Raw genomic sequence first — 16074 nt, 5'->3', positions numbered from 1 at the left:
TTTGATATATAGATTTAGTTATTTATTCATATTTAAAGTACTACTAATTCGCATTAATAGGTCTTGATAATGTGCTTGTGTGGTAAAATCGCCTGATGATTGTGCCGCTTTCAACAACTTTTGGATCTGAATGAGTTCAGCACGTTTTACGGTCAACATTTCAGCGGTTCTACTCATACCCGAAACATGTACATTACGTAAATGAGATTCATCAGTAGCCGCATGTGTTGTGCCGTGTATCGGACAAAAAGTTGGCTTGGCTGTTTGCATAAATTGGTCCACAAAAGATAATTTCTTTGTGTTTAACTTATCCATACTTTTATTATTGGTAATCAATAAAATATCGATATAATTTTGCTGCAACATACGTGCATCGATATCTAAGTTTTGCTTTGCTATCGTTTTTGCAAAAATATCTTGACGCAGTGCTTTCAAAAATTCTTCTACACTCCAAGCTTGGCTACGTCCAAATAATAATTCCATCTCTGTCATACGCAGTAAGCGTTGGTCTTGAAGCAAATTATACAACAAACTGTATTGAAACTCTCTTTTTAATGTATAGGGCGCATATTCAAATGATCCTACTGGACTATCTTTTAATGGGAAAGTTTTTGTCATCAATTCCTTACGGAACAACCATTCTGGCAGCGTGAAGACATGTTGTTTCAAATAAGCTAATGCTTCTATTTGTGTCTGACGTGGTACTGCTGCATAAGCATCTTTGCCATCTCCCAAAACAGGATTATTTAAGTAGATACCTCCAATATTATTAGATACATGATCGGCATAAGTATACCACTGACCGATCACTGCCATATACAATTTACCGGCTTTGTAATAATCTTGACCAGAAGTCGTTGTCCAATTAATAATTTGAGGCATGATGCGTTTCAAATTTTTCAAACCATAGGTTCCGGCAAGCATCGCATTATCGCCCAAATCCTCAGATTGTGATCTTGGGTCAATTGTATTTTTAGGGTCTTGCTGTTCTCCATACCAATAGTAAGGATTGTCTTGCTTGGCTTCGATTTCTTTTTTCAACAATGGTAGTTCTTCCCAAGCTGTTTTATTTGGATACCAACGATAAGCCCATGCAATCGCATATTTATCATACAACCCGATCACTGGTGTGATGGCTTGCACTTGATCTTCAGGCTGTGCAACATAATTAAAACGAGCATAATCCATAATGGATGTTGCTGTACCACCCATCTTTTGTGTAAAAGATGCCGAACGCAAAGAGTCTACAGGAAATCCAAAAGAAGAACCCATATTATGTTTCAGCCCTAAGGTGTGACCAATCTCATGAGAAGACACAAAACGAATAGCATGCGCCATTTTTTCGTCCGAAAATATATTACCACGAACTGTTGGGTCAATAATACCAGTCTGTACGCGCATCCATGAGTTCAATGCTGTCATTACGTTGTGCCACCAAATGACGTCTGCTTCTAGAATTTCACCAGTGCGAGGATCTACAACTGAGGGTCCCATGGCATTAGCCTGTGGAGATGCTGCATACGTGATCGCTGAGGTGTTTGCATCATCCATATCGAAATCCATTCCTTTGGGAACTTCTTTTGCGATGATTGCATCTTTAAATCCAGCTTCTTCGAAAGCTTTTTGCCAATCATGTACCCCTTCGATAATTTGCTGACGCCATTGTTGTGGAGTAGCTGGATCGATATAGAAAACGATGGGTTTCTTTGGAACAACCAGTTCACCGGCTAAATAACGTTGTACATCTTCTTCGCGCGGTTCTAGACGCCAACGCGTTACGAGTTCTCTTTTCTCTAATTCCTGCTGTTTATCTGAAAAGTACCAGCGCGGAGTAGTAAAATAACCGACCCTTGGATCCGAGAACCGGGGTTTCATCGCATCTTTGGGTAATTCTAATATATTACTTGTTATCGTCAAACTAATGGGAATCGATTCATTCCCTTCTGTTACTCGTGTAGATAAGATCGAACGAATTACGACATTGTTATCAAATGATTTCATTTGATCAATAATAGATAAAGCAGTCTTTGGTGATGTGCCTAAACCAATATTGGTAAATACATCATTAAAACTTTTTTCTGTACCATCGAATACTTTATTGACTTTGATGATGACCGAAGAAGAATCCTTATTATACCCTTCGATTTTAAATGACTCAATAAAAGAAGGTGTAAAATTGTCGGCTACAGAACGCGCTATCGCATCTTCTTTGGGAACTTCTACCTGAGGTTTGATCTCACTTGCCCAAATTTCTTTACGCGCTTTCTTTAGGGAGAAACGTATTACTTTATTCTCATAATTCATGCCTTTGTTTAAACCGGCTTCGTTCAATGCTAATGGCACTGAAGAGATTTTATTGATCAATAAAAAATCTTGATCTAGTTTTTCTACAGGTATCTCAAAAAAGAAATCTTTCTCTTTATTAATCACATTAAAAATTCCGCTATCAATTTTGGCATTTTTTAAAAACTTATCATATACCAAAGTCGAATCCTTTTTTGTGGAATCAGCGACAACATCTTTCTTTTTACCTAAGCCTAATGGACTGAGCAGCTGACAAGAATTGAGGATAAAAATGGAAAAGAAACTTAAGCTTGCTAATGCTGAATTTCTTTTGAAAGGCAGATTATTCATTTGTATTAAATTAATATAGGACTCATAGATATAGGGTGGTGAAGATGCCAATATATTATCGTTCCAAAAAGCGAATCCGAGTGAAGGCGTTAATTTTAGGAGTGAATCCGCAGTAATACTAGAAGAATAGTCTAGCGCTATAAAATTATTATTTTAACTTTATTGACTATCAATATGAATAAAGGGGAGGTAAACTATAAAATATGCCTCAGTATACTGTATTTCAAAACCTTGGACATGATAAAAATCATACACATGTGCGATCATTTGCGTTCCATAGCCCGCTGAATCCACATCTGGATTTTTTAACAACACCGTGTTTCGCACAACAAGCTGGCCGTGGGTTTCAATAATGGAGATCGACAGCGGTTTTTCCTTATTGAGTTCATTATGCTTAATCGCATTTTCGATCAGGATTTGCAAACTAAAACGGGGAATATATAAAGCCATCGATTCTGTCGAAATATTGATTTCTAAAGGATTTAAGGTGTCTGCAAAGCGAATCTTTTGTAGAAAAAAATATTCTTCTCCTAGTACGATTTCTTCTTTTATTGTTGTCAACCCAGTTTCATCACGACTTAAGAACTTACGGTATACCTTCGCCATTTTGCCCACAAAAGCCTTTGCTTGGATTGGGTCTTTACCTATTAATTGCTGCAAAGAACCCAATGCATTGAATAAAAAATGAGGATCGACTTTTCTTTTTAAATTTTCAAATCGCAGCAAAGCATCTTCTTTCTGGTACTCCAAATTCCTTAACATCAATTGCTTTGCTTTTCTGTTTTGCAAATCAATTAAAAACATAAAAAGTAGCATTGTAGCAATACCTAAGGCTCCCAAGAGAAATGCTGTATTGCCGATATCGCGAACTTCATCTGCTGTCATAAGCAAAACGACGTTTACAAAAAATTTACTATCTGAAAATATACCATTTAATTTATATTCTTCCAGCAACACCTCTAATCCTAGATGATCCGAGAGGATCACACTATCTCTAATTGGATAGCTCATTATAACTTCTTTTCTTTTTTTCCCGATATGGGTTAGATCAGGATGCATAATACATATCCCATGATCATCATATAGTTCAAAATAAGCCCGCATTCCTATGTTTTGATTTGCTATATAAGTATTGAATTTATAGAGATCTAAAATCAATTGTAGAACACCTTTATTCGTTTTAATATGAATCCGCAAATACATGCCATTTTTACCTTGAATAAAGGTTGCTGATGTGATATCTTCAAATAATTTCGTCTGAATAAAAATGGAATCTATAACACTTTTATCGTTGTACCATGTTAATTTTTCTGAATAAACTCCCGATTCAGACTTCCAGTAGGAATAAGCAACAAGAAATTGTTTAACGCTGTCTTGTTCAATGAGTTTATTCATAAACTCTTGCTGACCTTCATCTGCAGCAAGTCCCATTAAGTGAAAAATGCGATCAAAATCGTCAAATTCTTTTTGAACAAGCTCTGATTTTTCTAATGATACCTCCTTTAAAATACGTTTATTCAATCGCTCCAAACGTTGATCTATCACACGAAACATGATGATATATATGGACACTACAAAAACGAGTGCCAGACCTAAGATGCGTATTCTATTGCGTGTAAAAGAAATTGAAGCCATAACGTATTTATTCAAAATCAAAAATTAAAACAACTATTCACCAATTTAAAAGATCAAATGACCTATGAATTACTATATATTGAAAAATTTATATGGAAATAGCAGAAAAAACACTAACTTAAAGTATTGAATACCACAAAAATACTTCATTATGAAAAATTATAGACCAAAAATCAATGGAGGAACCTACATTTGGTTACTGATTATCTTAACTATCCTTATTTTTAAATATTATGGAAGTATTAATAATGGAATTTATCTAAGTGCACTGTTATCAACCGTATTTCTTGGTTCCATCTGGTACATCATTTTTATATTTCCAAAATATAGTATTGTTGACAAATCCTTGAAGTTGAATCATTTTTTAGAAAAGAAGACAATTTCAATTCCTTCAATCCGAAAAATTGAACGAAATCAAACTAGAGGACTGTACCCATTTTTTAATCCATATCAAAAGGGGCTGGTGGTACACTTTAATATATATGATGATGTCTTTATCAATCCAAATTCCGAGGATACTTTTCTCCAGGAAATTTTAAAAGTAAATCCAGCAATTGAAATTATTTCATAGTAAAAGCGTTTGAATTAGAGTTCAAACGCTTTTTTATAGATAGAGCAATAGGGAGTGACCTATTTGCTTGTTAAACTTTCTTCAACTAATTCTTCTACATATTGACGAACAACATCATTTGAAAAACGACTAGTTACATCAAATGCAAATGCATGTACTAATAAAATACGTGCTGCTTGTTCTCCTATGCCTCTCGCTCTTAAATAGAACAAGGCATCATTGTCAAACTGTCCTATGGTACAACCATGTGAACACTTAACATCGTCAGCGAAAATTTCCAACTGCGGTTTTGTATAAACTGCTGATTGATCTGAAATCAACAAATTATTATTTTGCTGGAATGCGTTGGTTTTTTGAGCATCTTCACGCACAAAAATTTTACCGTTAAAAACAGCTGTTGACTCGCCTTGCGTAATGTTTTTGTACCATTCGTAAGATTCACAATGCGGTTTCATATGATCGACTTCCGTATGGTTATCCACCAACTGTTTATCATCTGTCAAATTGATACCATATAAGTGACTCTCTACATTTTCGGCATCAAGACGTATATTGATATTATTTCTAATAAAAGATGCGCCAGGGAAGTTACAGTTATAATTATTATAAAGGCTATACTTCTCTTGATATACTTCGGTATGATTGAAATAATGACTGACCGCTTCTGCGATTTGCAAATAATAGTGCTGCATTTTCGCATTCTCCTTGATCACGATTTCCGAAACTTTATTTTGAATGTTTTTAGCAGCACCATCCACTGTCATATAGGACTCAATAATCTCTAACTCAGCATTGGCATCTACAACAATCAGATTACGTGTTTGCGAGAAGAAATCTTCACGGCCTGTCGCAACATGGATAATATGAATTGGTTTTGATAAAATTGTATTTTTTGCTAGTGCAATAAAAACACCATTTGTATAACCGGCAGTATTTAATGCTACGAAAGGGTTATTGGCTTTATCAGCATGCTGCGCAAAATGAGCTTTAAAAGCAGGTTCCTCCACAGCATCTTCCATAGTTTTTACGATAAGACCATTTTCCTCTTCCAACGAAGAAAATGAAAGCATGTATTGACCGTTAACTAATACGATGCGGTGGGCATCCAAGTTTGGAATTTCGCCAGCACTAAAATCTAATCCTTCAATATCCACATCCGAATTCAATACATATGATTGATCGATAAGTTTATGAATATTGGTATATTTCCATTCTTCATCTTTCACAGTAGGAAAGCCAACTGCCGAAAAGCGATCAAAAGCTTGCTGACGTATCGTCGACAAAAAAGCAGGCTCTGCCACTTGCTCTTGAAAACTGTTCAACACTTGTTGAAGTAATGATTCTGAAACTAATGTATTCATTTTATATTTTAATCAAATCGCTTAAAAAACTCTATTCTTTCACAAGATTTAGGGTGATTATGCGTTTTGTGCGTCTAATTCTTTTAACCAATCGTAACCTTTTTCTTCTAATTCTAAAGCAAGTTCTTTAGGACCAGATTTCACAATGCGTCCGTTGTATAATACGTGCACAACATCAGGCACGATATAATCTAAAAGACGTTGATAGTGTGTGATCACTACAAAAGCATTATCTTTAGAACGCAATTGATTCACACCGTTAGCTACGATACGTAAAGCATCAATATCCAATCCTGAATCTGTCTCGTCCAAGATAGATAATTTAGGATTTAACATCGCCAATTGAAAAATTTCATTACGTTTTTTCTCACCACCAGAAAATCCTTCATTTAATGAACGATTCGCTAAGTTAGCAGAGAATTCAACCAATTGTTGTTTTTCTTTAACCGTTTTTAAGAACTCCTTTGCTTCCATAGGAGGCAAACCTTTATATGCACGAATATCGTTAACCGCTGTCTTTAAGAAGTTAATGTTTGATACCCCTGGTATTTCGATTGGATATTGGAAAGCTAAGAATAGACCTTCACGAGCACGATCCTCAGGAGATAAATCCAATAGATCAACATTGTCCAATAAAGCTTCACCTTCAGTTACTTCGTACGCATCACGACCAGCTAAAACATTTCCTAAAGTACTTTTACCAGCGCCATTTGGACCCATGATGGCATGAATCTCACCTGCTTTTACTTCAAGATTTAAACCTTTTAAAATTTGTTTGCCGTCTACAGACGCGTGTAAATTTTTTATACTTAACATTTCTTTATTAGTATTGTGTATTGCCTCAAGTGCTATTAGCTAGCTCTTATTACGCAACTATATTTTTATATCTATCCTACTGAACCTTCTAATGAGATTGCTAATAATTTTTGAGCTTCTACTGCAAACTCCATTGGCAATTGATTTAACACTTCTTTGGCGTAACCATTGACAATAAGTCCTACAGCTTTTTCAGAATCAATACCCCGTTGATTGAGATAAAAGACTTGATCTTCTCCAATTTTTGAAGTAGTTGCTTCGTGCTCTAAAGTTGCTGTATTATTACGATTTTCGATGTAAGGAAAAGTATGTGCACCACAACGGTCTCCAATTAGTAAAGAATCACATTGTGTAAAGTTTCTTGCATTGTCTGCATGAGGACCGATTTTCACCAAACCTCTATAGCTATTATGGCTTTTACCAGCAGAAATACCTTTAGAAATAATTTTTGATTTTGTATTCTTTCCGATGTGAATCATCTTGGTGCCTGTATCAGCGACTTGCATATTACGGGTCATCGCTACGGAGTAAAACTCACCAACTGAGTTATCGCCTTTCAAGATTACACCTGGATATTTCCATGTAATTGCAGAACCAGTCTCCACCTGTGTCCAAGAGATCTTACTATTGTCTCCTTTACAGATTCCTCGTTTTGTAACAAAGTTAAAAATACCACCTTTACCATCTTTATCACCAGGATACCAGTTTTGAACAGTAGAATATTTTATTTCTGCGTCTTTTTCAGCGATCAATTCTACCACTGCTGCGTGCAATTGATTTTCATCACGCATAGGTGCAGTACAACCCTCCAAATAAGAAACATATGCTCCTTCTTCAGCTACGATCAACGTACGCTCAAATTGACCGGTGTTTTGCGCATTGATACGGAAATAAGTAGACAATTCCATCGGACAACGAACGCCTTTCGGAATATATACAAATGACCCATCAGAAAATACAGCAGAATTTAATGCCGCATAAATATTATCAGTTTGAGGAACAACTGTCCCCAAATATTTTTTCACCAATTCTGGATGCTCTTGAACAGCTTCTCCAAAAGAACAAAAGATGACACCTTGCTCTTTTAGTTTTTCACGGAAAGTCGTTTTCACAGAGACCGAATCAAATACAGCATCTACAGCAACCACACCTGCTAAGATTTTCTGTTCATCCAATGGGATCCCCAATTTAGCAAACGTAGACAACAATTCTGGGTCTACTTCGTCTAAACTATTTAATTGCGGTTTCACCTTAGGTGCCGCATAATAAGAGATACCTTGAAAATCAACTTCAGGTGTTTCAAAATTTTGCCATTTAGGCATTTTTAAGGTCTGAAAATGACGGAATGCTTTCAATCTCCACTCCAATAACCATTCAGGTTCATTTTTCTTTGCCGAAATAAAACGCACGGTGTCTTCTGTAAGACCAATCGGTGCAAATTCCATTTCGATGTCTGTCGTGAACCCGTATTTATATTCTTCGAGCTCTAGCTCTTTTAGTAAATCGTCGTCTTTAGTACTCATAGTTCGCTCTCACGGTTTAAAAAATTGCACTCGGGTAAAACCCACAATCTTCTGAACGACAAAGTTACGATTTACCTGTCAATAAAACGTTACTTTTAGCAGTTTAGAACCTCATTTTGATTAAAAAAGTGACAAAAGTCACTTTCTAGGCGTTCTAAGCTTAACGTATATCACTTTTTTACAAATAAATGATTTAAGATAGTGAAAATCTATAATACAGCATTCAAACTATAAACAAAAGCTATATAAAAAATTAAAAACCAAAAACACGAACCATCACCAAATTAAATTTGGAACAATTGTGTATATTTACAGAATATCACCATTAAAAATAGTTGAATATGCCATTTTTGCCAGATAAAACAGATTTAAAAATTCTTAAATTATTGCAAGAGAACGGACGCATTACCAATTTGCAATTAGCATCAAGTATTGGCCTTTCTCCAGCTCCGACTTTAGAACGTGTTAGAAAACTTGAAAATTCAGGATTTATTAAAAGTTATCATGCTTTTGTTGATGAAGAGAAATTAGGTTTAGGAATCAAATCGTTTATACAGATATCTTTGGATTTTCACACCCATAATGCTATTCCAGAATTTGTTTTAGCCGTGAAAATGATTCCTGAGGTTACGGAATGTCACCACGTAACGGGTAGCTGTGATTTTATGCTTAAGGTATATGTCAAAGATATCAAAGCTTATGAAGCAGTTATCATGGAGAAAATAGCCAAGATTCCTTTTGTGAAGACTTTTCAGACGATGATGATTATGTCCACCAGCAAGAAAGAGCCCATTATTCCATTGGAATATTAAAACTAATTTTAAAAGCAACTGCTACTATTTAAATAGGGTATTGGTTTAGGTTAAGATAACCAGGAGGAAATGTTGATTATCATTAAAATACAAGTTAATAGTTCATGAACGCTCTTGATAAAGAACATTTAATTTTTTTTGTAATGTCCTACTGATTCTGAATCAGAAATATAAAAGCAAGATGTGATTGCCATTCTCATCTTGCTTCATGTAAAACGTAGAGAAGCTTTTGCAACAAAAGCAATATTATGATGTATCGCAGCCTAGCACCAGCTTCTCAGCTACATTCAACTCACTCCATTCTTATCCGCCGTAGCCCCTAGACCGTTTGCGATACCGTGGATGACGCCAATACCTACCATTACTCGTAGCAGTTTTTAAACGCATAATCTGATGGGCACTCACCGCAATCGAAAAGGTCAGGTCTGTACATTATATTTATTACCTTTACAAGACAGTTATGAGAGATCAACCAACAGCATATCATGATTTTGCCCTTATTTTATCTTGGCCAGACGCCACAATAAGAGGGGATGAAAAATGGATGATGTTTTTCAAAAAAATTGGTATTGTAAAAAATCTAAATTTTAAAGTTGGACATACAGGTATTGTACTTATTTCCGCCAACACAGGTGAATTATTATATTACGATTTCGGACGTTATATTTCACCCAGGGGATATGGTCGAGCACGATCTAAAGATTCGGATCCCCTTTTAAACATTGCGATCAAAGCAACATTTGACAATGGGGATATTTCCAATTTAGAAAGTATAGCAATGCATTTTGAAAGTATGAAGCCTGCTATGCAGGGTAGCGGAGAGTTGTATTTTTCTATTGTAAAAAGTCTAAACTTTAAACAGGCAAAAAAATTTGCTGATTCTTGGGTTCAAAAAGGTTCTTATCCCTACGGAGCCGTAGCAAAAGGCAACAACAACTGTTCGCGCTTCATTACCCGCTTACTATTTGCTTCTTCCAAAAAATTTTCTTGGATTCATCCGATCAATTTCCCAGAAACCATTAAAGCAAGTCCAATAAGTAATTTGGTCAATTCGGCCGAAAATAAAATGATTTACAGTTATACTCCGCAACAGGGGTTACTTAATTTCAGGATGTCACGCATCCAATCCCTCCTATTCCTGATTAAGAAATTAAGCGAAAATGTATATAGCAGTCAGGCTGCCTTATTACCAGAAGACATTACTATTGGTAGTATGCTACACAAACACAAGCCCCTCCATATCCCAGAAAATGCTCAATATCTTGGCGGTGTAGGAGAAGGAGCGTGGTTTGACTTCACTTTGCTTAAAAACAACCAACTACTCATTCAGCGATTTACCATCACAGGCACTTTCGAATATGCCATTATAGGCGAAACTGAAGAAAGAATAAAAAGTCTTAAAGACCTAAAAGTCACTTATGATAGTCATCTCATGGTCACGCATATTCTACTTCACCACAAAAAGTTAAAAGTAAATCACCTACATCATATTTCCACTCAAGAGCTACAATCCCTACTCGAAGAAGAAATGACTGCTTAACATATTTACACCAGCTTCCAATCGATTGGTTTTTCTCCATGTTTTTGCAAGAAATAATTTGCTTGCGAAAAATGCCGACAACCAAAAAAACCACGATAAACGGACAAAGGAGAGGGATGTACGGTACTCAAAATTAAATGCTTACTCCCATCTATTAAACTTGCTTTCTTTTGTGCATATGCACCCCAAAATAAAAACACAACAGCATCTTTCTGATCGGAAATAGCTTTTATAACCTGATCAGTAAAGTGCTCCCATCCTCTTTTTTGATGTGAACCAGCTTGATGGGCATTGACTGTTAATGTTGCGTTTAACAAGAGTACCCCTTGCTTTGCCCAGTGCGATAAATCTCCAGATCGCGGCGTCTTAAAACCTGGAATATCAGTCTCCAACTCCTTGAATATGTTTTTTAACGATGGTGGTAAAGCAATACCATCCGGAACAGAAAATGCTAACCCGTGTGCTTGTCCATCATTATGATAAGGATCTTGTCCTAAAATAACGACTTTTAAAGAATCAAATCCTGTTAGCTTAAATGCATTAAAAACCAATTCTCGAGGTGGAAATACACGACCCTGATTTCTCGCCTGCTGTACAAAAAATGATAGTTCAGCCATATAATGCTGATCTAAAAGTGGACCTAAAATAGGTTCCCAAGATTGATCAAAACGTTTTCCCATACTTTAAATATACAATTTTACAAAATAACAACTAAACAAGTTGCTTTAGCGCACAATTTAACGGATATTTGCAAAATTAAACTTGGTATACATTTACATTAAATATAGACATATGTCAAATCTTGTAAGAATTATTATTAGCAGTTTGCTATTGGTTGGAACTGTTGCTTTATTTTGGTTCGGCCAATGGGGATGGGGTATTTTAGGGATATTCCTGACAATTATTGGATTTGTAACGGTATTCTTCCACGAATATATGTTGTTGGCTCAATGGTTTCTTCGCAAACAAGATATGCCAAAAGCTGAAAAATGGTTAAATAAAATCACAAACTATGAGAAACAGCTAATACCTGCTCAATATGGTTACTACAATATGTTGATCGGCTTGATCGAATCGCAACGTGCTCCTATGCAAGCTGAGAAGTATTTCAAAAAAGCATTGACATTGGGTCTTCATATGGATCACAATATTGCTCTTGCAAAACTCAGCTTAGCTGGTATCTCTATGGCCAAACGCAACAAACGTGAGGCAGAGAAATATTTACAGGAAGCTAAAAAAGCAGATAAAAACAAATTGTTGGCTGATCAGATTAAAATGATGAAAGATCAAATGGGTATGATGGATCGTCAACAAATTCGTTATAGCAGATAAGGCTAACAAAACTAACAGTAAACGGCTGTTCAATTACAATTGAACAGCCGTTTCTATATAATGCCCTTCTTCTTCACTATCTTCAAAAACTACAACTATTTCTTTTGGTTTCACTTTTCCCCAATTTGGAACCGTTACTTTCAGCAAAACGGGTTCATCCGTTTTCATTAAATAATTAATATAATTTTGCTTATCCTCCAGTTTTACCATGATCTTGCCCAACGTAATCGTTCCAAATAAATAAGTTTTATTTTTCATATCCACGAGTTGCGTTCCAAAAGTATTTAACTTTAATTCTCTTCCATTTCTAGTATAGGAGGTCAAAAACAATTCAACCGATGCCGTATTCGATTTAGCATCAATTTGCACACTTTTAACATCGATTTGAATTTCATCAACCACAAGTAGATCTTTTTCAACTTGACCAACCTGTGCAAAGGCAAACTGCCCTAAAAATAAAAATGCACAAAAGATTACTAAATATTTTACACTTATTTTCATTAGAATATAATTTATTTTTTAACGGTAATAAAGCTCGTATAAGCATATTCACTGCTGTTTGTGAACGTGATGCTTATGCTGGTTTCATTTTTTAAAATGAAAAAAAGCTATGTAATATGTACATAGCTTGCTATATGATATTAAATTTTATATTATCGCAATCGATCTGCGGATTTAATTAACTTCTCGTCTCTACGAATTGCTCCAAGGGCTAGGGAAAGAAAGATAATCGAGATTGGCAATAAAAAGAAACCTACACCGATCGTTCCAGCACCTAAAAATTGATTGACAGTAACCAAATGACCACTAGCACTTGCATATAACCAGATCGCAAGCAAAATAATCAAAACAATATCTAGTATGATCAATTTGATTTGAGTCTTTCGATTTTTAAATTTGAATATGGTATAAATCGGCAATAGCCCCACGACCACTGTTGCAATGATTTGCAATATATACCAAAAACTAGTTTCATGTGTCGGCAGGCCTGCTGATGTACCATACACACCTGTAACTTTAACGTCTTTTCCGAGACCTACAAGGTCATTATAATGAACATAAGGAAACAAAAATAAGCCAAACAAAATCAGTCCAGCAACGAGTAAATAAATGGTTTGAATACGTTGAATCATTTTTATATATTAAATTGATTGATGACAAACTTAGATAAATTTGATTGTAAACACAATATATTTAGTGTATAATCAAAAGCAAATTTGTTCGCTATTAGCTATTTTAAAGAACACCTATCAGCCTTTGATACGTATCTGCGATGATTCTTTCAATCCTTCATATAAACGGCCTCCACGGTCGTTTTCTCGCTGCTATTTTGATCAGTTGGCAAGAAACTTCCAATTTTACAATAACAAAATACACAGTAATAGTCAGCACTCCCTATAATAACAATTAAATTGAACTTTTGATTTGCTTATTTTTACTTTTGTGTTATGTTATATATTTATGGCGCTACAGCACACGCTAAAGTTGCAGTTGAAACTGCCGAAGAACTACATATCAGAATATTAGGTCTTATTGATAAATCATTGCTAATAGCATCCGTTTTTGATTATCCTGTTAAACTTCGTCATGAGGTCAATAACGATGATGAACAATTTTTCATTGCAGTTCATGATTCAGGATTACGTCAACGCATTGTTTTAGAAAATCACAGTTGGGCGTACTGCTCGCTACTACATCCCAAAGCTAATATCTCAAAAAGAGCAGAAGTGGGCAAAGGTACAATTATCTTACCAGGAGCATCAATAGCACCAGATGTACAGATCGGCAATCACTGTATCATCAGCAGCAATGCTGTCATTGGAAGTAATACAATTATTGAAGACTTCGTCAATATCGGGGCCAATAGTACTATCGGCAGCAATGTACTGATCGGAAGGGGATCCGAGATTAGTGCCAATATCCATATACCAGCAGAAGAAACTATCGCTAAAGACAGCTATATCGAAACCACAATACCTGTGCAATAATTTTTTAAATAAAATAGTTTGCTGATCTCGAAACGCTCTTCGTAAGATTTATACTCCTAAGCCCATCTCACATTTGAAGATGGGCTTAGGAATGCTTTAAATACCTGCAGAATGGAATTGCAGGTCGTATAATTTCTTATAGTAACCATCGATATTGAGTAGTTCATGATGGGTTCCCACCTCCATGATCTCTCCTTTTTCCAATACGATAATTTTATTTGCCCTTTGAATGGTAGAGAGTCGATGTGCAATCACTATAGCTGTTCTTCCTACCATTAGATTGTCTATAGCATGTTGGATGAGCTCTTCGGTTTCTGTATCAACAGAAGATGTGGCTTCATCGAGTACCAAAATACGTGGATCATGCACCAATGCTCTAATAAATGAAATCAACTGGGCTTGACCTGATGACAAGGTGGCTCCTCTTTCTTGAACCTGATAGTCATATCCGCCCGGCAAACGCATAATAAAATCGTGTGCACCGACCTGTTTAGCAGCTGCAATGATGGATTCTCGCGTGATATGCTCATCGTGCAGATCTATATTGTGTAAGATGGAATCTGAAAATAAAAATACATCCTGAAGTACAGTTGCTATCGTTTTTCTAAGAAAATTTAACTCATATTGCCGAATATCAACACCATCCAATAAGATCTGTCCTTTATTGATTTCGTAAAAACGGCTTAGAATATTAATGGTCGATGATTTCCCTGCCCCCGTCGCACCGACTAAAGCTAGTGTCTCACCTGGAGCAACTTTAAAACTGACATCTCTCAACACCCAGTTTTCATCATTGTAAGCAAACCATACATTTTTAAATTCGATCTCTCCACGAATATGATCGGGTTCTAATGTTCCTGAATTAGGAGTATGTTCATCGGTATCCAATACTTCAAATATACGTTCAGCACTCACCATTCCCATTTGTAAGGTGTTGAATTTATCGATCAATTCTCGGATTGGGCGAAAGATCATATTAATATACATGATAAATGCAACCACAACTCCTGGAGAGATCACATCTCCCAAAATCTGCTTAGCTCCAAACCAGACCAACAAACCTAATGAAATGGCCATGATAATCTCTAAAACAGGGAAAAATATAGAGAAGTACCAATTTGCACGGATATGAGCATTGCGATGGTGACCGTTGATCTCTTTAAATTTATCCATCTCCTGTTCTTCCCGAGCAAAGTATTTGATAATACCCATACCTGAAATATGTTCCTGCAAAAAGGTATTCAAATTTGAAACCCATTTACGAACATCTTGAAAAGCAGATTTCATGGCCTCTTTAAAAATATAAGTTGCAGCGACCATAAGCGGCATAGGTACCAATACAATTAATGTTAGTTTCCAGTCCGTATAAAACATGACCCCTAGAATAACGATGAGCTGCAATAAATCGCCAATAATTTGGATCAAGCCTTCAGAAAAAATATTTGATATGGTCTCTAAATCCGAAATGGTACGTGTGATCAATTTCCCTAAAGGTGTCTGATCAAAATATTTTAAACGAAGTTTTGTAATATGATTAAACACTTCAATCCGAATATCCCGAATCACAGATTGTCCCAAGGTATTGGTCATTAAAGTATGATAATATCGTACTAGTGTCTGTACAATTAACAATACAATCATCAGGATGAACATCAAACTCAATCCTGCTGTATTAAATTGTAAAATGTATTTATCCAGTGTATACTGGATCAGCATCGGTAATGCTGGAGCGACAGCTGCCAATAAAATCGTCAATACTACGGATATCCAAAACACCCCGCCATAAGGCTTCATATATTTGACCATCCGACGCAACAAATTTACGTCATAAGTTTTTCCTACTATTTTCTCTTGACTCACTT

The 16074-nt window shown here is 35.7% G+C and carries 14 protein-coding genes; 5 read left to right on the top strand and 9 right to left on the bottom strand.

Going from position 1 to position 16074, the window contains the following annotated elements; all coding sequences use genetic code 11:
* Positions 1–18 precede the first annotated feature (18 nt).
* Positions 19–2634 (bottom strand): zinc-dependent metalloprotease, encoded by a 2616-nt coding sequence (locus tag MUB18_RS07135; protein ID WP_248755468.1) that lies wholly within the window; start codon positions 2632–2634, stop codon positions 19–21.
* 159 nt (positions 2635–2793) lie between these two features.
* Positions 2794–4269, bottom strand: coding sequence for a sensor histidine kinase (locus MUB18_RS07130; RefSeq protein WP_248755467.1), 1476 nt, complete (start codon positions 4267–4269; stop codon positions 2794–2796).
* A gap of 151 nt (positions 4270–4420) precedes the next feature.
* Here MUB18_RS07130 and MUB18_RS07125 point away from each other — a divergent pair, with 151 nt between their 5' ends.
* Positions 4421–4840, top strand: coding sequence for a PH domain-containing protein (locus tag MUB18_RS07125; RefSeq protein ID WP_045753410.1), 420 nt, complete (start codon positions 4421–4423; stop codon positions 4838–4840).
* A 59-nt stretch (positions 4841–4899) separates the two neighbouring features.
* On the opposite strand, the gene sufD is transcribed toward MUB18_RS07125, so the two are convergent.
* From sufD to sufB, 3 genes are all read right to left on the bottom strand, one after another.
* Positions 4900–6201 (bottom strand): Fe-S cluster assembly protein SufD, encoded by a 1302-nt coding sequence (gene sufD / locus MUB18_RS07120; RefSeq protein WP_045753409.1) that lies wholly within the window; start codon positions 6199–6201, stop codon positions 4900–4902.
* Between the two features lie 57 nt (positions 6202–6258).
* Positions 6259–7017 (bottom strand): Fe-S cluster assembly ATPase SufC, encoded by a 759-nt coding sequence (gene sufC, locus MUB18_RS07115; RefSeq protein WP_021192429.1) that lies wholly within the window; start codon positions 7015–7017, stop codon positions 6259–6261.
* 71 nt (positions 7018–7088) lie between these two features.
* Entirely contained in the window at positions 7089–8540 is a 1452-nt protein-coding gene (gene sufB / locus MUB18_RS07110) for a Fe-S cluster assembly protein SufB (RefSeq protein ID WP_045753408.1), read from the bottom strand.
* Between the two features lie 341 nt (positions 8541–8881).
* Between sufB and MUB18_RS07105 the strand changes: the two genes are divergently transcribed.
* Both MUB18_RS07105 and MUB18_RS07100 read left to right on the top strand, forming a co-directional pair.
* Positions 8882–9352 carry an Lrp/AsnC family transcriptional regulator gene (locus MUB18_RS07105; protein ID WP_045753407.1) on the top strand — a complete coding sequence of 157 codons (471 nt, stop codon included), beginning with the start codon at positions 8882–8884 and terminating at the stop codon, positions 9350–9352.
* Between the two features lie 460 nt (positions 9353–9812).
* Positions 9813–10892, top strand: coding sequence for a DUF6695 family protein (locus tag MUB18_RS07100; RefSeq protein WP_248755466.1), 1080 nt, complete (start codon positions 9813–9815; stop codon positions 10890–10892).
* Between the two features lie 5 nt (positions 10893–10897).
* Here MUB18_RS07100 and ung read toward each other — a convergent pair whose 3' ends face one another.
* Positions 10898–11572, bottom strand: a complete 675-nt coding sequence (gene ung, locus MUB18_RS07095; protein WP_248755465.1) for a uracil-DNA glycosylase — start codon at positions 11570–11572, stop codon at positions 10898–10900.
* 112 nt (positions 11573–11684) lie between these two features.
* Between ung and MUB18_RS07090 the strand changes: the two genes are divergently transcribed.
* A complete protein-coding gene (locus tag MUB18_RS07090) occupies positions 11685–12224 on the top strand; it encodes a tetratricopeptide repeat protein (protein ID WP_045753404.1) in 540 nt (179 codons plus the stop codon).
* Positions 12225–12257: 33 nt separating this feature from the next.
* Here MUB18_RS07090 and MUB18_RS07085 read toward each other — a convergent pair whose 3' ends face one another.
* The gene (locus MUB18_RS07085) at positions 12258–12725 is read right to left on the bottom strand and encodes a hypothetical protein (RefSeq protein ID WP_248755464.1); all 468 of its coding nucleotides are present in this window, start codon (positions 12723–12725) and stop codon (positions 12258–12260) included.
* Positions 12726–12877: 152 nt separating this feature from the next.
* Entirely contained in the window at positions 12878–13357 is a 480-nt protein-coding gene (locus MUB18_RS07080; RefSeq protein WP_045753403.1) for a DUF4293 domain-containing protein, read from the bottom strand.
* Positions 13358–13672: 315 nt separating this feature from the next.
* On the opposite strand from MUB18_RS07080, the gene MUB18_RS07075 reads away from it, so the two are divergent.
* Positions 13673–14212, top strand: a complete 540-nt coding sequence (locus tag MUB18_RS07075) for a hypothetical protein (protein WP_052627540.1) — start codon at positions 13673–13675, stop codon at positions 14210–14212.
* Between the two features lie 96 nt (positions 14213–14308).
* Here MUB18_RS07075 and MUB18_RS07070 read toward each other — a convergent pair whose 3' ends face one another.
* On the bottom strand, positions 14309–16072 hold the full coding sequence (locus MUB18_RS07070; protein ID WP_045753402.1) for an ABC transporter ATP-binding protein: 1764 nt from the start codon (positions 16070–16072) through the stop codon (positions 14309–14311).
* Between the last annotated feature and the right edge of the window lie 2 nt (positions 16073–16074).

Source organism: Sphingobacterium sp. PCS056 (genome assembly GCF_023273895.1).
Lineage (GTDB): Bacteria > Bacteroidota > Bacteroidia > Sphingobacteriales > Sphingobacteriaceae > Sphingobacterium.
This window is presented reverse-complemented; position numbering and strand designations above follow the sequence as displayed.